Annotated in this window: 18 protein-coding genes; 12 read left to right on the top strand and 6 right to left on the bottom strand. The window is 42.1% G+C overall.

The window, feature by feature from the left end; genetic code table 11:
• The coding region (locus tag WBJ10_RS03595; protein ID WP_424288184.1) for a Smr/MutS family protein at positions 1-854 on the top strand (854 nt) is incomplete at its 5' end.
• 433 nt (positions 855-1,287) lie between these two features.
• Complete coding sequence (locus WBJ10_RS03590; protein WP_424288186.1) at positions 1,288-2,880, top strand: peptide chain release factor 3; 1,593 nt, start codon at positions 1,288-1,290, stop codon at positions 2,878-2,880.
• 92 nt (positions 2,881-2,972) lie between these two features.
• Here WBJ10_RS03590 and WBJ10_RS03585 read toward each other — a convergent pair whose 3' ends face one another.
• Positions 2,973-4,751: a L,D-transpeptidase family protein gene (locus tag WBJ10_RS03585; protein WP_424288183.1), complete on the bottom strand. Its 1,779-nt coding sequence runs from the start codon at positions 4,749-4,751 to the stop codon at positions 2,973-2,975.
• 197 nt (positions 4,752-4,948) lie between these two features.
• Between WBJ10_RS03585 and htpG the strand changes: the two genes are divergently transcribed.
• From htpG to WBJ10_RS03555, 6 genes are all read left to right on the top strand, one after another.
• Positions 4,949-6,829, top strand: a complete 1,881-nt coding sequence (htpG, locus tag WBJ10_RS03580; protein ID WP_424288182.1) for a molecular chaperone HtpG — start codon at positions 4,949-4,951, stop codon at positions 6,827-6,829.
• Between the two features lie 433 nt (positions 6,830-7,262).
• The gene (locus WBJ10_RS03575) at positions 7,263-8,090 is read left to right on the top strand and encodes an ion transporter (protein WP_424288181.1); all 828 of its coding nucleotides are present in this window, start codon (positions 7,263-7,265) and stop codon (positions 8,088-8,090) included.
• 83 nt (positions 8,091-8,173) lie between these two features.
• Positions 8,174-9,409 (top strand): M14 family zinc carboxypeptidase, encoded by a 1,236-nt coding sequence (locus WBJ10_RS03570; RefSeq protein ID WP_424288180.1) that lies wholly within the window; start codon positions 8,174-8,176, stop codon positions 9,407-9,409.
• A 125-nt stretch (positions 9,410-9,534) separates the two neighbouring features.
• A complete protein-coding gene (locus WBJ10_RS03565) occupies positions 9,535-10,779 on the top strand; it encodes a nucleoside recognition domain-containing protein (RefSeq protein WP_424288179.1) in 1,245 nt (414 codons plus the stop codon).
• Positions 10,780-10,910: 131 nt separating this feature from the next.
• Positions 10,911-11,453, top strand: a complete 543-nt coding sequence (locus tag WBJ10_RS03560) for a DinB family protein (protein WP_424288178.1) — start codon at positions 10,911-10,913, stop codon at positions 11,451-11,453.
• An 81-nt stretch (positions 11,454-11,534) separates the two neighbouring features.
• The gene (locus WBJ10_RS03555) at positions 11,535-11,966 is read left to right on the top strand and encodes an OsmC family protein (RefSeq protein WP_424288177.1); all 432 of its coding nucleotides are present in this window, start codon (positions 11,535-11,537) and stop codon (positions 11,964-11,966) included.
• 72 nt (positions 11,967-12,038) lie between these two features.
• On the opposite strand, the gene WBJ10_RS03550 is transcribed toward WBJ10_RS03555, so the two are convergent.
• Together WBJ10_RS03550 and WBJ10_RS03545 are read right to left on the bottom strand one after the other, a co-directional pair.
• Complete coding sequence (locus WBJ10_RS03550; protein WP_424288176.1) at positions 12,039-13,295, bottom strand: YeiH family protein; 1,257 nt, start codon at positions 13,293-13,295, stop codon at positions 12,039-12,041.
• A gap of 1 nt (position 13,296) precedes the next feature.
• On the bottom strand, positions 13,297-14,733 hold the full coding sequence (locus WBJ10_RS03545) for a phytoene desaturase family protein (RefSeq protein ID WP_424288175.1): 1,437 nt from the start codon (positions 14,731-14,733) through the stop codon (positions 13,297-13,299).
• A 269-nt stretch (positions 14,734-15,002) separates the two neighbouring features.
• On the opposite strand from WBJ10_RS03545, the gene WBJ10_RS03540 reads away from it, so the two are divergent.
• Complete coding sequence (locus tag WBJ10_RS03540) at positions 15,003-17,495, top strand: family 10 glycosylhydrolase (RefSeq protein ID WP_424288174.1); 2,493 nt, start codon at positions 15,003-15,005, stop codon at positions 17,493-17,495.
• 232 nt (positions 17,496-17,727) lie between these two features.
• Here the strand turns inward: WBJ10_RS03540 and WBJ10_RS03535 are convergent, their stop codons facing one another.
• A complete protein-coding gene (locus tag WBJ10_RS03535; protein ID WP_424288173.1) occupies positions 17,728-18,933 on the bottom strand; it encodes a cation:proton antiporter in 1,206 nt (401 codons plus the stop codon).
• Between the two features lie 111 nt (positions 18,934-19,044).
• Positions 19,045-19,956 carry a metallophosphoesterase gene (locus tag WBJ10_RS03530; protein ID WP_424288172.1) on the bottom strand — a complete coding sequence of 304 codons (912 nt, stop codon included), beginning with the start codon at positions 19,954-19,956 and terminating at the stop codon, positions 19,045-19,047.
• A 78-nt stretch (positions 19,957-20,034) separates the two neighbouring features.
• Between WBJ10_RS03530 and WBJ10_RS03525 the strand changes: the two genes are divergently transcribed.
• From WBJ10_RS03525 to WBJ10_RS03515, 3 genes are all read left to right on the top strand, one after another.
• Positions 20,035-21,045 carry a metallophosphoesterase family protein gene (locus tag WBJ10_RS03525; RefSeq protein ID WP_424288171.1) on the top strand — a complete coding sequence of 337 codons (1,011 nt, stop codon included), beginning with the start codon at positions 20,035-20,037 and terminating at the stop codon, positions 21,043-21,045.
• 289 nt (positions 21,046-21,334) lie between these two features.
• Positions 21,335-22,513 (top strand): acetyl-CoA C-acyltransferase, encoded by a 1,179-nt coding sequence (locus WBJ10_RS03520; RefSeq protein ID WP_424288170.1) that lies wholly within the window; start codon positions 21,335-21,337, stop codon positions 22,511-22,513.
• Positions 22,514-22,517: 4 nt separating this feature from the next.
• On the top strand, positions 22,518-23,417 hold the full coding sequence (locus WBJ10_RS03515) for a hypothetical protein (protein ID WP_424288169.1): 900 nt from the start codon (positions 22,518-22,520) through the stop codon (positions 23,415-23,417).
• 76 nt (positions 23,418-23,493) lie between these two features.
• Here the strand turns inward: WBJ10_RS03515 and WBJ10_RS03510 are convergent.
• Positions 23,494-23,614 (bottom strand): DUF819 family protein (locus tag WBJ10_RS03510; protein WP_424288185.1); only part of this gene is annotated, 121 nt, incomplete at its 5' end.

The following is a 23,614-nucleotide window of genomic DNA, read 5'->3' as shown; positions in this document are numbered from 1 at the left end:
TCGCCGTAACCGATGAGGATGGCTTTGAGATACCGGTCCTTGCAAGCCAGGTAACCCGGGTACATGGGCAGGATTCCAACATAGAGACTCCCTCGGAAAGGAAACAGGAACAAGACATTGAATTTGTTTCAACTGGAATTTTCCTGGCAGTTGCATCTGATAAAAAAGCCGGTTCTGTAGTCCATTTGAACCTCGTAAACACAAGCTCTTTTGAGCTTCTCACTACATTAACGACGGAAAAAACCAGCAAAATCAAAGGGGAGTTTAGCGGCATAATAAAACCGAAATCATCTTCCCAATTATTTTCCGCATCACTGAATGAGCTGGATCAATGGCCTACATTCCACTTCCAGATTTTACGTTTTGCGAATGAAATCAGAGATATAAAGAAACCCATAGAATTCACAGAGAAATTCCGGGCGAAAGATTTTGCAGGTGCTAAAAAAACATCGGAATATATCGACCAACCGGCATGGCTAATCCAATTAGATACTGAAACCCCTATCATTGATCCCCAAAAACTAAAAGAAAGTTTTTTCCGGCCGGCTGCTGAAAAACTGCAGGTCGAACAGCCGGGTAAGGAGATTGATCTTCACATAGAAAAACTACGTGATGACTATCAATTCCTCAATACCAATGAAATTCTTAATATCCAGCTGGCTCAATTCACTAAGAGCCTTGATGCAGCTATCGTTCATAAACTTCCCAGCATTATTTTCATCCATGGCAGCGGGAATGGGACATTGAGAAATGAAATCTATAAAGTGATTAGCAAACACGCTCAGGTTAAGACGTTTATGGATGCGCATAAAGAGAAATTTGGATATGGGGCGACGGAAGTGTTTTTTAAATAGGAACCAGAGGCCAGGAACCAAGAGCCAGGAACCAAGAGCCAAGATTACAGAACAGAACAAGAAATAAAGAACAAGGAATAAAGAACAAGGATATCCACGCCGGACATTGACAACTACCCCTCAATTACCGCTTATTCACCGCTCGTAGTCCGCTTGTTGACCGCTCATTCACCGCTTATTGACCGCTTGAACACCGCTTGAACACCGCTTGATGTACGCTCAAACACCGGGCTGGCTATTGTTCAGCCGTTGTTCAGCCGTTGTTCAGCCGTTGTTCAGGGCCGGTCGAGCACCGATACTACACCGCTTTAACACTACTCCTGACCCATCTTTCAGGAAGGTATACTCCACCAAAACTAAGCAACAAAAATTACTACCTTTGCATTTTTACAAACCCCTTTGAGACGGTTCAGAATACATTTCCCAAAACATGATGCTTAATCCAGAAATAGAGAAACGAAAAACATTTGCGATTATCAGTCACCCCGATGCCGGGAAAACCACTTTAACAGAGAAATTTCTTCTGTTCGGAGGGGCAATTAATACTGCAGGTACAGTTAAGCGTAACAAAGCCAATCAAAGCAGCACTTCCGATTTCATGGAAATAGAAAAGCAAAGGGGAATATCGGTGGCGACATCTGTAATGGGTTTTGAATACAATGGGAAACGGATTAATATCCTGGATACCCCCGGTCACAAGGATTTTGCTGAAGATACCTACAGGACCCTTTCAGCAGTTGACAGTGTGATTTTGGTGGTAGACAGTGTTAAAGGGGTTGAAGAGCAAACGCAAAAGCTGATGGACGTTTGCCGGATGCGTAATACTCCGGTTATCATCTTCATCAATAAACTCGACCGGGAAGGTAAAGATACTTTTGACCTGCTTGATGAGCTGGAGAATAATCTGAACATCAGTGTATGTCCCCTATCCTGGCCTATAGGACAAGGGCATAACTTTAAAGGGGTTTATAATATTTTCGATAATTCCCTGAATCTATTCAGGCCGGATAAATCAAAAGTTACTGAAGCATTGATACAAGTAAAGGATCTTGATGATGAACTCCTTACAGAACACCTACAGCCGAAAGAATTGAAGACATTAAAAGATGATCTTGAATTGGTTGAGGGTATTTACGGCATATTAGACAAGGAGCTATATCTGGAAGGCTTGCTTGCTCCTGTATTCTTCGGAAGTGCGATCAATAATTTCGGCATCAGAGAATTACTGGATACTTTTGTCTCCATCGCGCCAAGCCCGAAAAGCAGGGAAGCAAATGAAAGAATGGTAATTGCAACGGAAAAAGCGTTTACAGGTTTTGTGTTCAAAATCCACGCGAACCTTGATCCGAACCATCGCGACAGAATCGCCTTTTTAAGGATTTGCTCCGGCAAATTTGAACGTAATAAATTCTACTTCCATACCCGTCAGGGAAAGAAGCTAAAATTCTCCAACCCAATGGATTTTATGGCCAACGAGAAAAGCCTCGTGGAAGAAGCCTGGCCAGGTGATGTTGTGGGACTATACGACAGCGGTAATTTTAAAATTGGCGATACACTGACGGAAGGCGAACAATTGCAATTCAAGGGTATCCCAAGCTTCTCTCCGGAAATCTTTAAAGAGGTAGAAAACCGTGATCCGCTGAAGTCAAAACAACTGGAAAAAGGTTTGCAGCAGCTAACAGAAGAAGGAGTTGCACAACTTTTTGTTCAGCAGCCTGGTAACAGAAAAATTATTGGAACGGTCGGTGAGCTTCAATACGAAGTTATCGCCTTCAGGCTGCAACATGAATATGGAGCTAAATGTGCGTTTAGGCCATTGACCTTCCGAAAATCAAGCTGGCTGACTTCAAAAGATAAAAAGAATATTAATGAGATTGTTCAGCGCAGACACCACCACATTGCCACCGATAAAGACGGCAACCCGGTGTTTTTAGCTGATAACGACTGGACTCTAAATCTTGCGAAACGAGATTTTCCTGATGTGGAGTTTCATAGTACGTCGGAATTTAAGAGGCAGCAGGCATAGGGAGTTATAAGTAAAAGTTGTAAGTTATAAGTTTCTAAACGCTGGGTTAAGCATCCACACTTATAACGTACAACTTATAACCTATGACTTAATTACAATTTTCCTTGAGCAGCCGACGACTTAGGTTTTACTACGGCCGCACTCACCTCATTAAAATACTGCTGAGATAAAGTCTTATCATGTCCGTAAATATCATCACGGAAGTGAACATTACCACTTTCATCTGCCCAGGCAGTGAAGTAGACAAGATAAACGGGAAGAACCTTCTGTAGTTTTACATGTTTCTCTTTACCACCAGCAATAGTACTTTGGATCTTATTCATATCCCAACCGAGTGGCTTCAAAAGATACTCAGCAAGCTGTAGTGGCTTCTCTAAGCGAACGCAACCGTGGCTAAAATTACGTTTGGTCTGGCTAAATAATTCATCATGCGGGGTATCGTGTAGATAAATATCATCTGTATTAGGAAAAATAAACTTTACGTCACCAAGGTCATTTTTCGGGCCCGGTTTTCTACGCAAAATATATTTCCAGTTATCTCTGGTTACAGAGTTCCAATCAATCCCAGCAGGGCTAACCTGGTTACCCTTATAATCAACCAATTCCATATTTAAGCGGTCCAGGGTACCCGGATCGGCAGCTATTTTCGGCCCGAGTTCGTCCTTCACGATACTTGCGGGCACATTCCAATAAGGTGCGAGCACCACATTCTCCATTTTATCGCTAAAAATCGGAGTACTGTTTAATGTTTTACCAACGATGACATTCATTGCCAATGCCTCTTTTCCCTTCTCGAATACACGCATGCGGTATTCAGGTATATTTACTATAAGGTAATCTTCCTCGAAACTCTTCGGTATCCATCTCCATCTTTCCATATTCAGGATGATCTGCTTAATTCGTTGCTCAACCGAAACATTTAAAATTTTAGCAGTTTCAGCTCCGAGCGTAGCATCTGGTTTTAGACCTTGTGCAGATTGAAATGTCTTCAACGCAGCGACTGTTTCAGCATTAAAAGTTGAATCGGTTGAACTGACTCCCAAACGTTTCTTCAATGCTACAACGCCAGGGGAACTTTGTCCTTCTTTTAATTTTGGATTTGCAGCCACTTGTGGCCATCCCCCTGCTGCCTGTATTTTCCTATAATTTGCTAGTGCTGTTTTAAGCCTTGCATAATCAGGGTGTAAAGGACTAAAATTAGCATAGGAGTACTTACTTTCTCTTTCGCCCAAGACGGTCATTAAAGCTTTATGAAGCTTGATTTTATTCCGTTTTACGTCCCATTCTATCTCTTCGTTCTCACGTGGAATCACAACTCCACGGTAGTAGTCAGACGCCCAGACAAAGTATGTCGACGAAAGTGCTACATCAATCTCTTTCTGGAGCTCAGTAAATTTGGCAGAATCGCTTTTCGCAGCTTCCAGGTTTGCGAACATCGCAGTGAAATCCTTGAATTGGTACTTCTTTGGATCAAGACCTTCTTCACCAGCTTTACTGATCATGGTCAGCATTTCCTGCGCCTGGGGAACAATTTCGTTATTTTTAAACCAACCTAATTGAAACTCACGTTCCCTGTAGAATTTTTTCGCCCAATCCGTATGCTCCTTCAGCATCGGGTCCTTATTCATGTAATTGATGTAATAGGTACTATCCAGAACAGGCTGCGGTTTATTAGCTACTTGTTTTTCCTTTTTCGATTTACTGCCACATGCAGTTGCAATACCTATAGTGCTGATACCTGCTAGCAATAGCACAGATTTTCTCAAAGTCTTAATGACTGTCTTAAAATGGAGATTTGAATCTCCCCGGTGTAGGTTATTATGCATGATTTGTTTCGTGCTTAAATCTGTGTGATCAGTTATTTCGTTCATTTTCAGTGATATAATAGGAATGTCGATTTAGGTCTAACTTCCATAACAGGGTAATGCAACAAATGTGCCGAATGAAAGGTTTGATTTAATTTGGGCAATCGAAAAAATAGTGCCAAGTGCCATCTTGACACCTCTAATCCTTTGGAACATCCTTTGTTACACCTTTGGCATCTAGATCATTAATCAAACATATTAAAATGCAAGAAAAAGGAACCATTTCGATCCACACGGAAAACATCTTTCCGATCATTAAGAAGTTTTTATACTCTGATAACGAGATCTTCCTGAGAGAGCTGGTGGCTAATGCAGTAGATGCAACGCAAAAAATTAAACGCTTGTCTTCACTGGGAGAATATAAGGGCGACCTTGGAGATCTTAAGGTATCGGTTTCGTTTGACGAGAAGAAAAAAACGATTACCATTTCCGACAATGGCCTTGGTATGACTGGCGAGGAAATAAAAAAATACATTAACCAGATCGCCTTTTCAGGAGCAACAGAATTCGTAGAAAAATTTAAGGATGCAAAGGATGCGAATGAAATCATTGGCAAGTTTGGTCTGGGGTTTTACTCCGCATTTATGGTGGCCGATCAGGTCGAAATTCAATCGCTTTCTTACAAAGACGAGTCCGAACCTGCACGCTGGATTTGCGATGGCAGTACTGAATTCGAAATTAGTGAAGGTAGCCGCACAGAACGTGGTACAGATATCATCCTTCATGTAAACAAAGAGTCGAAAGAATTCCTGGATAAAGGAAAACTTCAGGGCATATTAGATAAGTATTGTAAATTCCTCCCTATTCCGGTTCAATTCGGAACGAAGTCTACATCTGAACCTGATGGCGAGGATGCTGATGGAAAACCAAAGTATACTTCCGTTGAGGTCCCGAATATTATCAATAATACTTCGCCTATATGGACAAAATCTCCAGCAGAACTTAAAGATGAAGACTACCTGTCGTTTTACCAGGAGTTATATCCTTTCTCGGATGAGCCACTTTTCTGGATCCATTTGAATGTAGATTATCCATTCAATCTAACAGGTGTTCTGTATTTCCCTAAAGTCAAGAACGATTTTGAAATGCAGAAAAACAAGATCAAATTGTTCTCTCGTCAGGTGTTCATCACCGATGAGGTCAAAGATGTTGTTCCAGAATTTTTAATGCTGCTTCATGGTGTGATTGATTCACCGGATATTCCGTTGAATGTTTCAAGAAGTTTCCTTCAGGCGGATAGTTCTGTAAAGAAAATCAATACCTATATCACTAAAAAGGTTGCCGACAAGTTAGCTTCCTTATTTAAAGCAGATCGTAAGGCATTCGAAGAAAAGTGGGGAGATATCGGCCTGTTTGTTAAATACGGTATGATTAGCGAAGAGAAATTCTACGATAAAGGGAAAGACTTCGTTATTCTGGGGAATACAAACAAAGAATACGCTACCATCGAAGAATATAAAGAGAAGGTTAAAGAGAAACAGACCGACAAGGACGGGAATCTGGTTTTGCTTTATGCGACGGACGCCTCAAAACAGGATACGTTCATACAATCGGCAAATAAAAAAGGCTATGATGTATTACTGATGGACTCACCTATCGATACTCACTTCATCAGCCAGATGGAGCAAAAGTTGGAGAAGACATCGTTAAAACGAGTTGATGCAGCTTCCGCTGATAAGATCATTAGTAAGGATGAAGATATCGTAGCGGTCCTGAACGATGAGGAAAAAGAGAAAGTCAAAGCCATCTTCGAGAAAGCGGTTGTTAAGCCGAATATGAAAGTGGAGGTTGATAGTCTTAATCCGGATGAACTTCCTGTTATCGTTACTATGGATGAGTTTATGCGCAGAATGAAAGACATGTCGGCTTTAGGCGGTATGAACTTTTACGGCAATTTACCGGACAGCTACAATGTAACCATTAATGGAAACCATAAGCTTGTTGGTAAAATCCTTCAAACTACTGACGAGACTGAGCAGATCCAGCTTGCAAAACAAGCCTTTGATTTGGCTTTATTGTCGCAGGGAATGCTTACAGGCGCTGAGTTAACTGAGTTTGTTAATAGAAGTGTAAGCTTGATCTAGAATTAGAAGGCCTTTCTACCAAGGCATTAAAAGAAAGTCCTTTCCTAAACGGAAGGGGCTTTTTTTTTGCAGGACGAAAATTATTACTTATTTTAATATTACCTTTTTCGTCCTGTAAAAAGTTAAGCTATGAAGATTGTTAAACTCGTTCTCTACATCCTTTTCGGGCTAATGTTTATCATATACTTCCGGTAATGACCGGCATTGTTGCACATCATATAGTAGTAGACCAAAGCGGGAGCGTAATAGCCCTCGTCTTATTATTTATCAATGTTCTTGCGATAGCGGATAACTGGCCGAAGTATCAACATTTGCTTGAGGTTGAATAGGAATAGTCATATTGATCCTATGCTGTAATCAAACTGTCTACTGATTTTTGTTGTTAGCCGACAGGGGCCAATATACCCAAAGCATTTTTTATTATCTTGAACGGATGCCTGTAAAAAAGATTGAACTGGATGAGAAGGACGAAGCGTCTTTGAAAAATCGCTTATTTATAATTGTTTTTGGAAACAATACCAAACTGGGAAGACGCTTTGATATTATTCTCTTATGGCTGATATTAGCAAGTGTGTTAGCCGTGATGCTGGAAAGCATCCCAACAATTGGCCCCCGGAATTTAACTTTCTTTTTAGCAGTCGAGATCTTCTTCACTGCCATTTTTTCTCTCGAGTATTTGGTTCGGATTTGGGTTAGCCCACATCGCCGTAAATATATTTTTAGTTTCTGGGGGCTTGTAGATCTGTTATCTATCCTCCCAACTCTCCTTTATTTACTGTTCCCTGCATATCGGTATTTACTGATAATCAGATCATTACGTTTACTTCGGGTATTCAGAATTGCCAAGCTGGTCAAATTTGTCAATGAAGGCCAGGCTCTTGGTGAAGGACTTAGATCAAGTTTTTACAAGATCAGTACATTTCTATTTACGGTTATGATAACAGTCATTGTTATGGGAACCGTTATGTATGTCGTCGAAGGCCCTGAAAACGAATTTACCAGTATCCCACAAAGTATTTATTGGGCTATTATTACCATAACAACCGTTGGATACGGAGATATTGTCCCCCAGACGGTTGTGGGCAAACTTATATCCTCAGTAGTGATGATCATTGGTTATGCTATCATAGCGGTACCTACTGGTATTTTTACTGCCGCAATGGTTAAAGCAGCATCGCACCGGAAAGAATGTGAAATATGCAAATATGCAAATGATATGAATGCTAAATATTGCAGTGGCTGCGGGGTTGAGGTCAGATAAGAAATATGTAGGTCTACGCTGAAAAAGAACGTTTAAGCACATCCTTTTGGAGCTTCAAACACTAAATACTACCTTCGCAAACCATGGACTCAATCAATTCTCTCCTACACTCCTATCGCACATTTATCAACGACAATATAAGAGACCGCTTTTTCAAACACAGCGATTTGCTTGGGATACTTGAAAAATTAAAAGACGATCGACGATATGAAATAAAGGAGGCCGGAAAATCTTTCGAAGGCCGTTCTCTGAATTTAATAAAGTGCGGTTCGGGTTCCACAAAGGTATTTTTATGGAGCCAGATGCACGGAAATGAAGCCACGGCCACGATGGCTTTAATGGACCTATTTAATTTCTTTGATGATGAATCGCAAAAAGCTTTAACAGACCTTATACTTCAGACCTGTACTTTGTACATCCTTCCAATGGTCAACCCGGACGGTGCCGAAGTTTTCAATCGTCGTAATGCCCAGGAGATCGATATTAACAGGGATTTTCACAGCCAGCAATCACCGGAAGGAAGAATACTACGTACGTTAAGGGACAAAATACAGCCGCATTTCGGATTTAATTTGCATGATCAGACCACTATGTGGTCGGCGGGAAATATGGGAAACCCGGCTACAATTTCCCTTTTAGCACCAGCTTATGATGACGCGTTGAGTATAAATCCGGTAAGGGAAACGGCCATGCAGGTAATTGCTGAAATGAACGACACGCTCCAGGAAGTCCTTCCTGGTCATGTTGGCCGTTTCGATGATGAATATGAAATGAGGGCCTTCGGCGACAATTTCCAGGAGGCAGGAACGTCTACCATTCTGATTGAAGCAGGCGGTTATGCTGATGACCCGGAAAAACAGCATATCAGAAAACTTGTATTTATATCGATTATCCGCGGTCTCATTTCTATAGGAAAAAAGACTTTTGTTAACAAGACAAGGAACGATTACTTCGCTATTCCAGAAAACAGATTACACCATTTTCAAATCCTGCTAAGAAATTGTAAGCTAAAAGCTCAATATGAAAAACCGAGCAAGAACGGTCAAAACGAACAAGCAGTAGGATACAGCGTGGACATCGGGCTAACAGCTAAGGAAACTGTATCGGATGACTTGAAATCAATGAATTACTCTTATTGGGTTGGTGATGTTGGCGATTTATCGAACAGATTTGGTTATAAGGATATCGATTGCAGTTCATTCAAATTAGTACAAACCAAAAAATTAAAATTTGAAGACCCAGCAGACATTGTGCTTATGGACGGTGTAGAAGTCTTACTGGCGATAGAAAATGGAATAATAACAAACGGTAATATTTAATTGAATGTGCACATTCCTATTTTTATCCTAATTTTAAAACTCGGAATTCTCTAAAAGCGCTTAAAACACTTTTTAAATAAATTCCCCCAAAACGTATAACGTACAACATATAACTTTTAAACCCTATGGCTCTTAACTACGTCTGGATCGGATTTTTTGTCATCGCTTTTATAGTCGCCGTGGTTAAGTTAGTGGTGTTTGGCGACACGGCGATATTCATGAATGTGGTCAACGGAATGTTCGACAGCGCTAAGACCGGTGCGGAAATTTCAATTGGTTTGATTGGTATCATGACCTTTTGGTTAGGAATAATGAAGATTGGTGAGCGGGCAGGTATGATCTCGCTATTTGCAAAAGGATTAAGCCCGTTTTTTAGCCGATTGTTTCCAGATATCCCGAAAAGCCATCCGGCTAACGGCTCAATTATCATGAACTTTTCAGCAAATGCACTAGGGCTTGACAACGCAGCAACACCAGTTGGCCTAAAAGCCATGCAGGAACTCCAGGAATTAAATCCCGTCAAGGATACCGCGAGTAATGCGATGATCATGTTCCTGGTACTCAATACAGCAGGGATTACGCTCATACCTACTTCCGTAATTGCCCTTCGAATGGCAAATGGTGCCGCTAATCCAGCAGATATCTTTATCCCCTGCCTTATAGGAACTTTCATTTCATTCTTATCTGGGATGATCGTAGTGGCTATATACCAAAAAATAAATCTATTACAATTACCCATTCTTGCATTCTTCGGCTTCTTCGTGGGTTTAATGCTTACGCTTTATTTCTGGCTCGGCTCACTGCCACCAGATCAAATACAGGTTTATGCTGGTTTACTCGGTGGAATCATCATATTCTCGGTGATCACGCTGTTTATAGTCCACGGCGCGACGCAAAAAATTAATGTTTATGAGGCTTTTATTGATGGCGCCAAAGAAGGCTTCAATACATCCATCATGATTATTCCTTTTTTAATAGCCATACTTGTGGCGATCAGCGCATTCCGGACTACGGGCGGTATGGATTATGTTGTTAATGCTATAGGGTCCTTTGTGGCTCTTTTCGGCGCTGATACCAATTTCGTACCTGCCCTGCCTGTTGGTTTAATGAAAACCTTAAGTGGCGGCGGTGCCCGGGGCTTAATGGTCGATGTGATGAAAACATATGGTGCTGACTCCTTCCAGGGAAGACTAGCTTGTATTATTCAGGGTTCAACCGAGACAACTTTTTACATTCTGGCTGTTTATTTCGGATCTGTGGGAATTAAAAAACCAAGATATGCATTGGTTTGTGGGCTTATAGCCGACTTGGTTGGAGTAATCGCGGCAATAATATTGGCCTATATGTTTTTTGGATCGACGATCGTGTAAGGAAAAATATTAAACCCTTCCTTTCTTTCTGTTCCTTAAACAACTTTTAACCAAAAAGGTAATAATTTCTTAACTGTTTATCAAACAAGGTGGAATTACCTTCGTTATTATTAGACCTAAATAATAATACGATGGAAATTCACGCCGAGACAATGAATCGCTTCTGCAATCAATATAAAATTGTAAAGCATTATATAGAAGACCTTCCGTCACAGGCTATTCAAACCCGATTTATACCTGACCGCTGGTCTATTCATGAAACGATTGCTTATATGTGCAGATACCAGTACATTTTCATGGACAGATTAAAGACCATAACAACCGAAATAAATCCCTTTTTCACCGTCTACAGCCCTGAAGATGATCCGGAATACCGGTTTACTGTTGCAAGGACAACGGGTGCCCTGCTTCATGAGATCTACCGTGTACGCGATGAGATGAAGGCTATGCTAATCAACCTGTTACCTGCCGAATACTCAAGAGTTGGAACGCATGCCGTACTGGGACGAATGAACATCTGCCAATGGGTTGAATTCTTTTTGCTCCATGAGTCGCATCAATTCTACAAAATATTTAAGCTTGCTGGTAATTTCTGGAGCAACAGCAGCGCACATCACGGCAACGTGATAAGTATGCCCATGCCCGGAAACCAAGCCGACGAAATGGCGGGCTAATAACCCTGTTCAATCATTTGGCTCCAGGCCTTGGTTCTTGTTTCTTGGTTCTTGGTTCCTTATTCTTATTTTAGCTTTTAAATGGAAGTAAATCATTGCATCGGTACATCTTGTACTACAGTTCAAATTGGTAAGGATAAATACAGAACGGAAGTGCGGGCAAGCGGGCATACCGTAATTGCAGATGAACCTGTAGCAGTTGGCGGTCAAGATCAGGGTATGAACCCAAACGAGTTCCTGCTTGCGAGTCTGGGCACTTGTACAGCCATGACCTTAAGGATGTATGCCGACCGGAAAAAGTGGGCTGTGGACGGGATAACTGTGGATCTCACTATGGATACTGTTAAAGGAACGGAACAGCAAACCACTTATATCAAAAGGCATATCAAAATCGACGGTGATATTGACGAGGAACAAAGACAGCGTATGCTCCAAATCGCAGATAGTTGTCCGCTGCACAAGACATTAACAAACCCCATAGTCGTCTCAAGCAACCTCATTCCGGGGGAATAAGCATAGAAACAGCGGAGGCCTTTTGATAAAAATTCAAAAGGCCTTTTTGTTATAGCTACAGTTTTTAGGACACTAATTAAAAAGCAAAAGGGCAACAGCTAGGGTTACCACCACATTAAAGGTTTGGGCAAGCAAAAACGCATAGAATGGCTTTTTACTTTGTTTGCTAAACAAATCAGCAAAATTAGTTTCAAGCCCTATACTAGTGAAGGCAAGCGCGAACCACAAACCCTGTAAGTTTTTAAGGCTGCTTTTTACTGAACTGACCGTTGCGGGATCGAGAATAAAGGAAAACAAAAGCGATGCTGCAATAAATCCCAGAACGAATTTTGGGAATCGGTCCCATATCACTCCAATAGTGGGCTTGGAATCCGGGTCTTTAGAATTCGGATGTTTGGTATAGGTCCAGAACACGGATATTGCAAAAGCAGCTAAACCTAAAAGCACATTTTGGGAAAATTTAACGATCGTACTAATCTTCAGCGCCTCTTCCCCGACTAATGATCCGGAAGCCACAACCGCGCCTGTAGTATCAATACTTCCTCCCAGCCATGCACCGGTTACTTCCTGCGATAAGCCCAGGTATTTGGCTATAAGCGGCATGAAGATCATCATAGGAATCGCTGTAATCAGGACCATCGAGATCACATAAGAAAGTTTTTTTGAATCACCCTTTATAGCTCCGGAAGTTGCAATCGCAGCTGAAACGCCGCAAATGGAGACTGCACTGGAGATCATCATCGTTAATTCATCATCTATCTTGAGCTTCTTGCATAACCAGTACGCGAAATACCAAACAGTGATTACAACGATGAGGGCCTGAATAAGCCCAAGGGACCCAGCCTTTAATATATCGGCGAAAATTATTCCGGTACCCAGCAGAACGAGGCCGATTTTCACAAACATTTCCGTGGATAAAGCCGACTTCAGCCACTCCGGAAGCTTGAAGAAATTGCTAATGATCAACCCGAGTCCAAGACTGAAGATCACTGCTTCCAGATTTATCGCTTTCACCTGGCTGTTGCCCGCAAGGATGAGTGCCGCAATCGTAATGAGATAAACTATCGGAAAACTAATGAGGTACCCTTTAAGGGGCCTTTTATTGAGTAATGCCCCAATAGCGGCAATAATAAACACAAATGTGAATTGTAGCGCGATAATACCGAGGTTCCGTGGTTCAAGCACAGTTTGGAAAAGTTCCGATGCATTGCTCCAATTAAACTCAGGTACGGGAAGGATCAAACCGCCCACAGCCAATGCGATAATCAGGGCTGCCAGAATAACAACAACCCAGTCCTCATGAATAAAAAATTTCTTTTCTTCTAACATATTATAATAAAGTATCGATTTGAAATATATCTTTAAGTGTTTGTTTCGCAGCATGATAGCCACACATTCCATGTACTCCTCCCCCCGGCGGCGTGGATGAGGAACAGATGTAAATCCCTTTTGCCGAAGTGCGATAAGGCGATAGACTTATCACTGGCCGTGTGAATAACTGGCCAATATCTATTATTCCTCCATTAATGTCTCCTCCAATGTAGTTTGAGTTATAGGCCTCGATTTCCTTAGTATTCATAGTATGCTTAGCCAGGATAAGGTCCTTAAACCCGGGCGCAAAACGTTCCACCTGGTCCTCTATGGCTTTAGTCATGTCAACCGTGGAACCATTCGGGACGTGGCAATATGCCCATGCAGTATGCTTTCCATCAGGCGCACGGCTTTTATCAAACAAGCTTTGCTGAGCAAGGAGCACAAATGGTCTTTCGACTATCTGGCCCTGTGAAGTAAGGAGTTCATTTCTGGCTATTTCTTCGAAAGTGTTACCGAGATGAACGGTACCTGCCTGACGGGCATCAGGTGAAGTGAAGGGAATCGGTCCATCTAGGGCCCAATCGATTTTAAATACACCCATTCCATACCGGTATCGTTTAAGCTGCCATCTATAAAGAGGAGAAAACCTTTCGCCGGCTATTTCAAGAATCTGTTTTGGTGTTAAATCAAACAATATCGCTTTGGCGGATGGAATGTCGTTCATTGTACGAACCGGCAAACATGTTTGTATCTTCCCACCTAAGGACAAAAAGTAAGATGCCAGGGCATCTGCGATTTTCACGGAACCTCCAAGCGGGGCCGGCCATCCCTGAATATGTCCGGTAGCCAGTAAAACCAGGCCAATAGCAGACGTAGCCAGATTAGTCAATGGCTGTATGGAATGGGCTGCCATACCAGCGAAAAGCCCTCTGCCCTGTTGTGTTTTGAAACGCCCCGCAAGTGAACTTGCTGATTGTAATGCATTTAAACCAAAGGCGGCCATATCGAGGGGATATTTTGGAAAACGTAACGGCCCAAGTACATCAGGTGCCATTCCTGGCCAGCTCCTGACCAGAGGAGATAAAAGCTCTGAATAAATTGTGTTATCAATGCCTAAACCGGAAGCAGTTTGCTCAACATTACCCTTGAGGATTGCAGCACTCCCATCATCAAATGGATGCGCAGCGGCAAAGGCAGGGTAAACATATTCCAGCCCGTGTTTATCTAAAGGAAGCTTTTTAAACAATGGCGATCCCGCTGCCAGGGGATGAATTGCGGAACAGACATCATGGACGAATCCCGGCAAGGTAAGCTCAGCCGACCTAAGCCCTCCGCCAATGGTTTCTTTCCCCTCGATAATTAATACCGAAAGCCCGGCGTGCTGCAATACAATAGCTGCCGACAAACCATTTGGACCTGAACCTACAACTACTGCATCATACTCTGTATTCACTTCATTTATTTTAATCCCTGAATATCATTAAATCCATTGAAATACACGAAAACAATGTGTTTAATTGTGATTTCTCATAATAAATATATGCATCATCCACATTCTTCGTTGAAATCCTTGTTAGCTGCTCCATTCATCCAAGGTTGAGAAAGAGCAGTTTGCACTAAAAATATTTGCATAATTATGCTGTCTTTCAATATATTTACTTACAAACCTGCAATTTAAATAGAAATTTATAACAACCAATTCTAAAACCTAAATGACAAACTATGAAGAGACTTCTACTTTCAATTCTTGTGCTTCTCTGCGCATTCAGCATTTATGCCCAAAATCCTCCTAAACGTGAACTTAGAGGGGTCTGGATAAGCACCCACATCAGCCTAGATTGGCCGAACAGAACACAAACACCAACCCAGCAACAAACTGCACTCAGGGGTATTCTAGATCACAACAAGGCAACAGGAATGAATGCCGCTTATTTCCAGGTCAGGAGCCAATCCGACGCGATGTATCCAAGCACTCTGGAGCCATGGTCATATTACCTGACTAATAACCAGGGGACTCCGCCTTCACCATTGTGGGATCCGCTTCAATATGCGCTGGACGAAACAAAAAAAAGAGGGATGGAATTCCACGCATGGATAAACCCTTACCGTGCGGTGGCAACTGCCACCAGCCAAAACAATACCGCACTTTACTCTTCCACCCATGTATCCCGATCTCATCCGGAGTGGATGTTGACTGTCGGAAATGTTAAAATCCTGAACCCTGGATTAGCAGAGGTCAGAGATCATGTCACAAACGTCATAGTAGATATTGTGAAAAGATATGATGTTGACGGTATACACTTCGATGATTATTTTTACCCTACTGGCGTTATAGCCGACGATGCGGCTTACAATGCCGACCCTCGCGGTTTCCCTGCTACGGCAGCCGGACGTGCAGACTGGAGACGAGACAATGTTAACCTGCTGATTAAGCGCGTTTCTGACAGTATCAATGTATTAAAACCATGGGTTAAGTTCGGGGTTTCACCTTCGGGAATCTATCGGAGCAGTACCGATCCGTCTATCGGTTCACCTACTTCTGCAGGCGCTTTACAGCATTACAGTTCCTTATTTGCCGACACGAAGAAGTGGATACAGTCGGGATGGGTTGATTATCTGACGCCACAGGTTTACTGGTTTATCGGCCAAACCGGATCAGACTATAAATTATTGGTTCCATGGTGGAATAACAATGCCTATGGACGTCATATTTATATTGGTATGGCTGATTACAAGGTCAATACTGCCGGCTGGACAAGCCGATCAGAAATCCCGAATCAGGTTCGTATAAATCGTGCCAACCCTAATGTATTCGGGCAAACACATTTCAGGCATGCGTTTCTTGTCGGGAATCTGTTAAACTATCGCGATTCGCTCAGGCAGCGCTTTTATAATAAGCCGGCTCTGCTCCCGGCAATGACATGGAAAGACGGTATTGCACCTCTTTCGCCTGATTCGCTTAAACTAACCAAAGGATCAGGATCGGTTCTTCTTGCATGGAAGAAACCTGCAGTCGCCATCAGCGAATTCGACAAAGTAAAACGGTTCGCCATTTACCGTTCGTCCAACCCGGTCATTGATAAGGAAAATGCAAATAACCTTATCGGGATAACGAACCAGGATGAAAACAATTTCACGGACAATACGGTAGCCGCGGATAGTATTTATTACTATGCCGTTACCTCTCTTGATCGGTTATATAATGAGAGCCGGGAATCAAACATCGTAAGTAATGATACCGTGAAGCCTGTGGTCCTCGTGCAAAACATTTCCCGCACTCTGGTGAACGGAACTGTTAGTATCACAGCGGCGGATATAGATAACGGATCATCTGATAACTGGGGAATCGCCTCGATGGAATTAAGCAGAACAAGCTTTGACTGCTCGAACATCGGTGCTAACACAGTCAAACTAACAGTGACTGATCTGGCTGGCAATATTGATTCTGCCACTGCAGTAGTAACTATTATCGGACGAATTCCTGCGCCTATGATAGCATTAAGCCGCAGTAATGATCCTAACACCGGCCTGCCTAACAACACCATCGCGCTGGGTTATGGCGCACAAACCATTCAATTATCTGCTTCTGACAATAGCTCGGCAAACGGCAACACCTATACCTGGTCGCCAGCAAGCGGTTTAAGCAGCACTACTGGATCAAGTGTAACTTTCACACCAACAGCAGCGGGCACTTACACATTTACCGTGGAAGCTAAGAGCGAATCAGGCTGCGTAGCGACACAAACAGTGACCATCAAGGTCATTGATGTTCGCTGTGGTGATAAAGTTCTGGTTTATAAAAACCCAGGAAAGGGCAATGCCCCATGTGTTCAGCTATGTATTGCACCACAAGCTGTTCCAGCCTTACTGGCAACGGGTGCCACCTTAGGGGAATGTCCGGAAGGATCAAGCGTAGTAAATAATATTGAAGAGTTTGTTGTTAACAGCAATGAAAACAATACACTTAAAGCTTATCCAAATCCGTTTAATACGCAGCTGAGTTTGACTTTCACCCTTGATAAACGATATCAAAAGGTAAGCCTGGAGATTTACAGCCTTGCCGGATATAAAATCCAGACTGTATACAGCGGTGAAGCAAAAGCTAATGAAACATACACCTTTGCAGTAGATGCAAGCGGCTTCCAGGGGCAATTCTTTAACGCCAGACTGGTAACTCCCGACAAGGTTTATAACTTTAGACTAGTAAAAGAATAAAACAGTATGTAATCGTAAAAGCCCTCCGTGTTCCGGGGGGCTTTTTTTTATGCTTTTTCCATTTCATGAACCTATTTTTTCGGTATGCTGGTCCCGTGTAAATTAATTCGGATTAGAAGTCGTGGTCGCAATTCAGATTCTAGAAGCTTTATAATAAGGAGTTTACACTTCTTACCCAATACTTCATACCTCTCATTTCAGACCTCTCATTTCAGACCACCGACCTCAGACTTCAGACCTCCGACACCAACGCCGCATCAACAACCTTCTTTTTGTAAAATAAAATCCCAATCATCATTATAATCCCTGAGGCAATGATTACAAAAGAAAGGACCCCCTCGTTGAACTTGTTGCTAACGAGTTGAGGAGGGATACTGTAGAATAAAATAATGGTTATCAGTCCTCTCGGCGCAATAAAAAGTTCCGGAAACACATTTGTTTGGGAAATGTAGCGAAGGAAAACGTATCTGATAGCCATGATCACCAAAATGATCAAACTACCAGTGAGTAGTACGGTACTATTAAAAATCAAAGAAAGATCCAAACTATAACCAAACAGAAGGAAAAAAAACGTGCGTATTAAAAATGCCAGTTCAGCGGTCATTATCTTAAGTTCATTATTAACACTCAAGAGCTTTTCAGGATGGAGGAACTTTTGAATCTTTCCCTTTAAGAAAGGTTCAACGTTATTAAGTACTAACCCGAAAACCAGGATAAAAAACAGTGAGGGTAAGTGCAGTTGTTTCGATAATGAGTATACAAGGATAATAATCGCTAAGATCAGAAAGACCTTAATATGTCCCTTAAGATACCTGAATAACAACATCAGCAACAGGGTACTTAGTATAGAAATAATAGTGATCAAGACTAGGTTCCATACAAAGGTGCCCACTGTAATTAACGATAGCAGGCTATCGGAAATAACATAATTGAACAGCATAATTCCCAATATATCGGAAAAGGTAGATTCATAAATAATGAATTCTTTCTTATCGATATCGAACTTATCGACACTTGGAATTGCTATCGAACTACTTATCACTCCCATCGCCACAGCATAAGGCAAAGCTTTGACAAAACGGATATCTAAGAAAATATGCAGTATATCTGCGATCGCGATTGTCGTAATCAATAAGACAGCGCCGGCTGCTATAAACGATTTGGTAATTAAAGTTTTCTTTTCTTTTGTTATTTTGAGATCCAGGGCCCCTTCAAGTACGATCATGATTAAACCTATGACTCCCAAAAGCTCCAGAATCGTTCTGGGAATGAATATCCTTTGTCCGTAATATTCGGAGACACTTTGAAGTAAGACCCCACAGCCTATTAAAAGAATTACCGATGGGACTTTTAACCTTTCGGAAATAATATTAAATAAGTAGGAAACGATAGTAATAATGCACAGGGCAATAAGGATATGGTACGAGTCATATATCATGCTTTCTGAATTGAATGTTAATCTGGAGCCTTTAGAGAATCCTTATGGCGATAAAAATACTAAAAACTCGCAAGCGGTTTGTCTTTATCAATATAAACTATGCATCAGAAATCACTGCTGATTTCTTTGTAAATTCAATTTTGCAGGCAATGAATCCAACGCATAATATTTATGACTTATTGAAGTTCCATCCACATTTACAATTCTAAAACCAGAACTATCTGAGCCCAACGGGCGCCCAACAGGGCCTGTGGTAATCATTTCGATGTTCCCCGCTCTGCCGCCGGCATTACGGTGATAATGGCCCGCAAATATCTGTCTCACTTTGTATCTCTCAAATAGTTCAAGGAACATCTTCCTCTTTTCTATATCGATATTGAAATATTGATTGGGTTCGTCAGCCGAATTAAGAAAGAACGGATGGTGCATGAACACCATAATGTTCTTACTTCCTGAGTTCTTCGCATCTTCGAGGGCGGTCCGTACCCAGGCCTCCTGTGCAGCCGCTTCTTCTGGTGCCTTAGCGGGATCTTTGATCAGTGAGGAGTTCAGGACAATACCGAAAATATTACCTGAACGAAACGTGTAACGGTCAGCACCGAATTGCTGACGATAAAAATCCAATGCTGCAGGCGTTGGGGTATTCTCCACATCGTGATTTCCTGAAACATTATAGATCTTAATGGAAGGATGAAGCGTCGCCGCGATGCGCTTGTATTCATTAATTTGGGCCATATCCCCTGGCTTATTCACCAGATCGCCGCACACGATAACGAATGCTGGCTTAAGGCGGTTAGTTTCAGCAATGGCTTTTTCAAAGTTCCTGGACTCCCTGCTGAATTCCTTATTTTCATTGAAAAATCCAAACTGGGTATCGGCCATCTGGAAAAACGTAAAACGGTCGGTATACCTGATGGAAGCACAGCCGGAAAAGATCACAAGCAAGGCCAGGAGTATCGTGATAAAGGCTGGAATAAATACTAGTTTCGGTCGGGGTTTGAACATAGTAAGCGTATTTTTCATTGTGAATTTAAGGAAATATTTAAGCTGGGGAGTGAATGCCCCCAAACATATTTAATTATTTTTGAATAAAATATTACCATGAAGTTAAGGTTCCGTCACATCCTGCCAATATTTCTCACGGCAGTAATTTTTTCTGCTTGTGTCTCACTGAATTCCCTTGAAAGTCGAACTGTTGCGGGACTATCGGACGAACAGAAAGATAAACCTTTAACTATCTGTGTGATAAGCCACCTAAATGCAAGTTATGGTTCCACCAGTTACCCGGCGGAAGTTAGCCAGGTAATACGTCATTTGCCCAACATCAAGCCCGATATTATTTTATGCGCCGGGGATATGGTTGCAGGCCAAAAAGCTTCGTTAACTGATCAGAACATCCACGATATGTGGGCTGGATTTAAATCGGTCGTATTGGATCCTATTAAAAAACTGGAAATCCCCTATGGATTTACTGTGGGCAATCATGATGCTTCTCCCTCTTTCTTAAGAGATCGGGAAATCTCAAAAAACTTCTGGAAAGAGAATGTAAAATCAACCAACCTAAGCTTTGTAGATTCAACCAACTATCCCTTTTACTATAGCTATATCAAAAACAATGTCTTTATGATAAGCTGGGATGCTGCCGGCGCAGAAATCAAACCAGAGGTTTACACCTGGATGGAAAAGCAGTTGAAAAGCAAGATCGCTAATAGAGCGCGTTTGCGTATCCTGATTGGTCATTTGCCATTATATGCATTGGTAGAAAGTAAGAATAAGCCTGGCGAAGTAAACTCTGATCCGGAAGCAGCATTGGACTTTTTTAAGAGCTTCAGGATTGATCTATACATTAGCGGCCACCAGCATGCCTACTACCCGGCAGAAAAGGATGGCGTACGTTTTTTGAATATGGGAACTATTGGAGATGGCCCCCGAAAGCTGATCGGAAATGAGGCTGCTCCCCAAAAGGCTTATACGATCATTGAGATCCCCGCTGCGAATGCGAAAGACTTCCGATATCGAACTTTTACACCGGGTAATCAATTAATAAGTACCCAAAGCCTGCCAGATTCGGTTGTGGGTTTTAATGGGGTCTCCAAAAAAGATATCCGATAATTATATAAACGCACATAAAACAGCATTTTTTGCAGCAAATGCCTAAACCTGCCTTAACCCTGTTTTAGTGCCGTCTTCATCCTGAGATCACCATGAGATAAGAATTGCTAATCTTGCTGGAGTCTGCTTTATTTCAGTGGAAAATCGCAGGAATGCAGTTTCTTGCGGTTCCTTCTCACCGATACCTAATGACAGAATTATCGCGAAAACGCTGTTGTAACAAAAGATTAGCATGAGCGTTATTATTCACCAACAGATAGCTAAATTTGCATTGAACAAAAACCAATTAATGAACGAAGTATATATAATATCCGCAGTGCGCACCCCTATAGGAAGTTTTGGTGGTAGCTTATCTTCTTTATCAGCTAGCCAGTTAGGTGCAATTGCCATTAAAGCTGCCGTAGAACGTGCAGGAATTGAGCCAGGTCAGGTTCAGGAAGTTATTATGGGAAATGTGTTGTCGGCAAATATCGGACAAGCACCAGCTACACAGGCGGCGAAATTCGCAGGCCTGCCAGACATCCCGGCAACGGCTATTAATAAAGTTTGTGCTTCAGGGACTAAAGCTCTGATGTTCGCAGCCCAAAGCATTGCCCTGGGAGAAAAAGATGTAATAGTAGCAGGCGGTATGGAAAGCATGAGTAATGTGCCATATTACCTGGATAAAGCAAGAAATGGTTATCGTCTTGGAGACGGCAAGATCATCGATGGCCTGGTTAAAGATGGCCTTTGGGATGTGTATAATGATTACCATATGGGTTCGGCAGCGGAACTATGTGCTACGGATTGTAAAATCAGCCGCGAAGACCAGGATGCCTATGCTATTGAATCCTATACGAGATCGCAGAAAGCTCAGGCTGAGGGAAAATTCAGCAATGAAATAGTGCCTGTAGAGATAAAAGATAAAAAGGGCGGAGTAACTTCAGTAGATACTGACGAAGAAGTACAGGCTGTGAAATTTGACAAAATCCCTTCGTTAAGACCGGTATTCCAAAAGGACGGTACCGTAACAGCGGCAAATGCATCTACTTTGAATGACGGCGCTGCAGCACTTGTATTAATGAGCAAAAAGAAAGCTGATGAACTGGGAATTAAACCGCTTGCGAGAATAGTTTCTTATGCAGATGCGCAGCAGGCACCGGAATGGTTTACAACCACACCATCAAAAGCAATCCCTGCTGCACTTGAAAATGCGGGTATAGCGGCTGACCAAGTGGACTATTATGAAATCAACGAAGCATTCTCAGTTGTTTCTATTGCGAATAACCGTATTTTAGAACTTGATTCTTCAAAAGTTAATGTAAACGGAGGGGCAGTTTCAATGGGGCATCCGCTTGGGGCATCAGGGGCTAGAATTATTGTAACCCTTGTAAATGTACTTCAGCAAAATGGCGGTAAGATCGGTGTAGCAGGGATATGCAACGGCGGCGGTGGCGCAAGTGCAATGGTGATAGAAAACCTTTCATAGAATTATGATCAGGGCAGCATACATATTGAGTTTTATACTATTTCTGGGCCTTAGTACTAAGGCCCAGCATACTGCTAATATTGCTAACAGGCAATTGATTGCATTTCAGGACAGCCTTCAGGACCTGGGTTTTAAAATGATCAACGACAGCATTGAGCCGCAGCGCTATAATGCAAGTTACAAATTCATTAAAACATTGGTAACTGCCCTGAAAACACCCTATTCTTTCAACTTTCCGTTCGATTCATTGAAGTCTATTTCAATACAGACTTCTTCGGACAAGCGTTTCAGGATCTTCAGCTGGCATGTTATGAACGCGGATGGCAGTTACAGGTATTATGGCTCGGTACAAATGAATAGCACCGATGGTAAACTTCAAATGTTTCCCCTCGTAGATTATACGGCAGGTTTTAAAAATCCTGCCGATAGTGTTACAAGCAACGATAAATGGTACGGCGCTCAATACTATAAGATTATATCTGTGTTGAATAATGTCAAAACTCCCTATTACATTCTATTGGGATGGAAAGGAAATAACGTCAGGTCCACCAAGAAAGTGATAGATGTGATACATTTCAAAGACAATAAAGCTTATTTCGGTATGCCGGTTTTTGACGGTGATAAAGATAAACCTACACAAAAGCGGGTGATTTTCGAATACGTCCGAAAAGCTTCCATGGTATTAAACTGGGACCCGAAAACCAGCACTATCATTTTTGACCACCTCGCCCCTCCTGACGACAGGTTGAAAGGAAATTTCGAGCTCTACGGCCCTGACTTCTCCTACGACGGCTATCGTCTGGCCAATGGCAGATGGAGGCTTGTTGAAGACTTGAAAGTGGCTAATCAGCCCACCGATCAGGATGATAATTTTAATGACCCGAAAAAACTTAAAGTTAATTGAGAGTTGAGAATGGAGAATTAACAAGTGCACCACATTCTCCACTCTCCATTCTCAACTCTCAATTCTCCATTCCTTTCTACGGTGCCACCGCCTGCATCAACAAACCACAAACATAAGCCCCATAAGTTCCTACAACATAACCGAATACCGCCAGCAACACCCCTACCGGAGCTAAAGATGGGTGAAAAGCACTTGCT

Source organism: Daejeonella sp., from assembly GCF_049655485.1.
Lineage (GTDB): Bacteria > Bacteroidota > Bacteroidia > Sphingobacteriales > Sphingobacteriaceae > Daejeonella.
The sequence above is the reverse complement of the archived record's forward strand: the minus strand, read 5'-3'. Positions and strand labels throughout refer to the sequence as shown.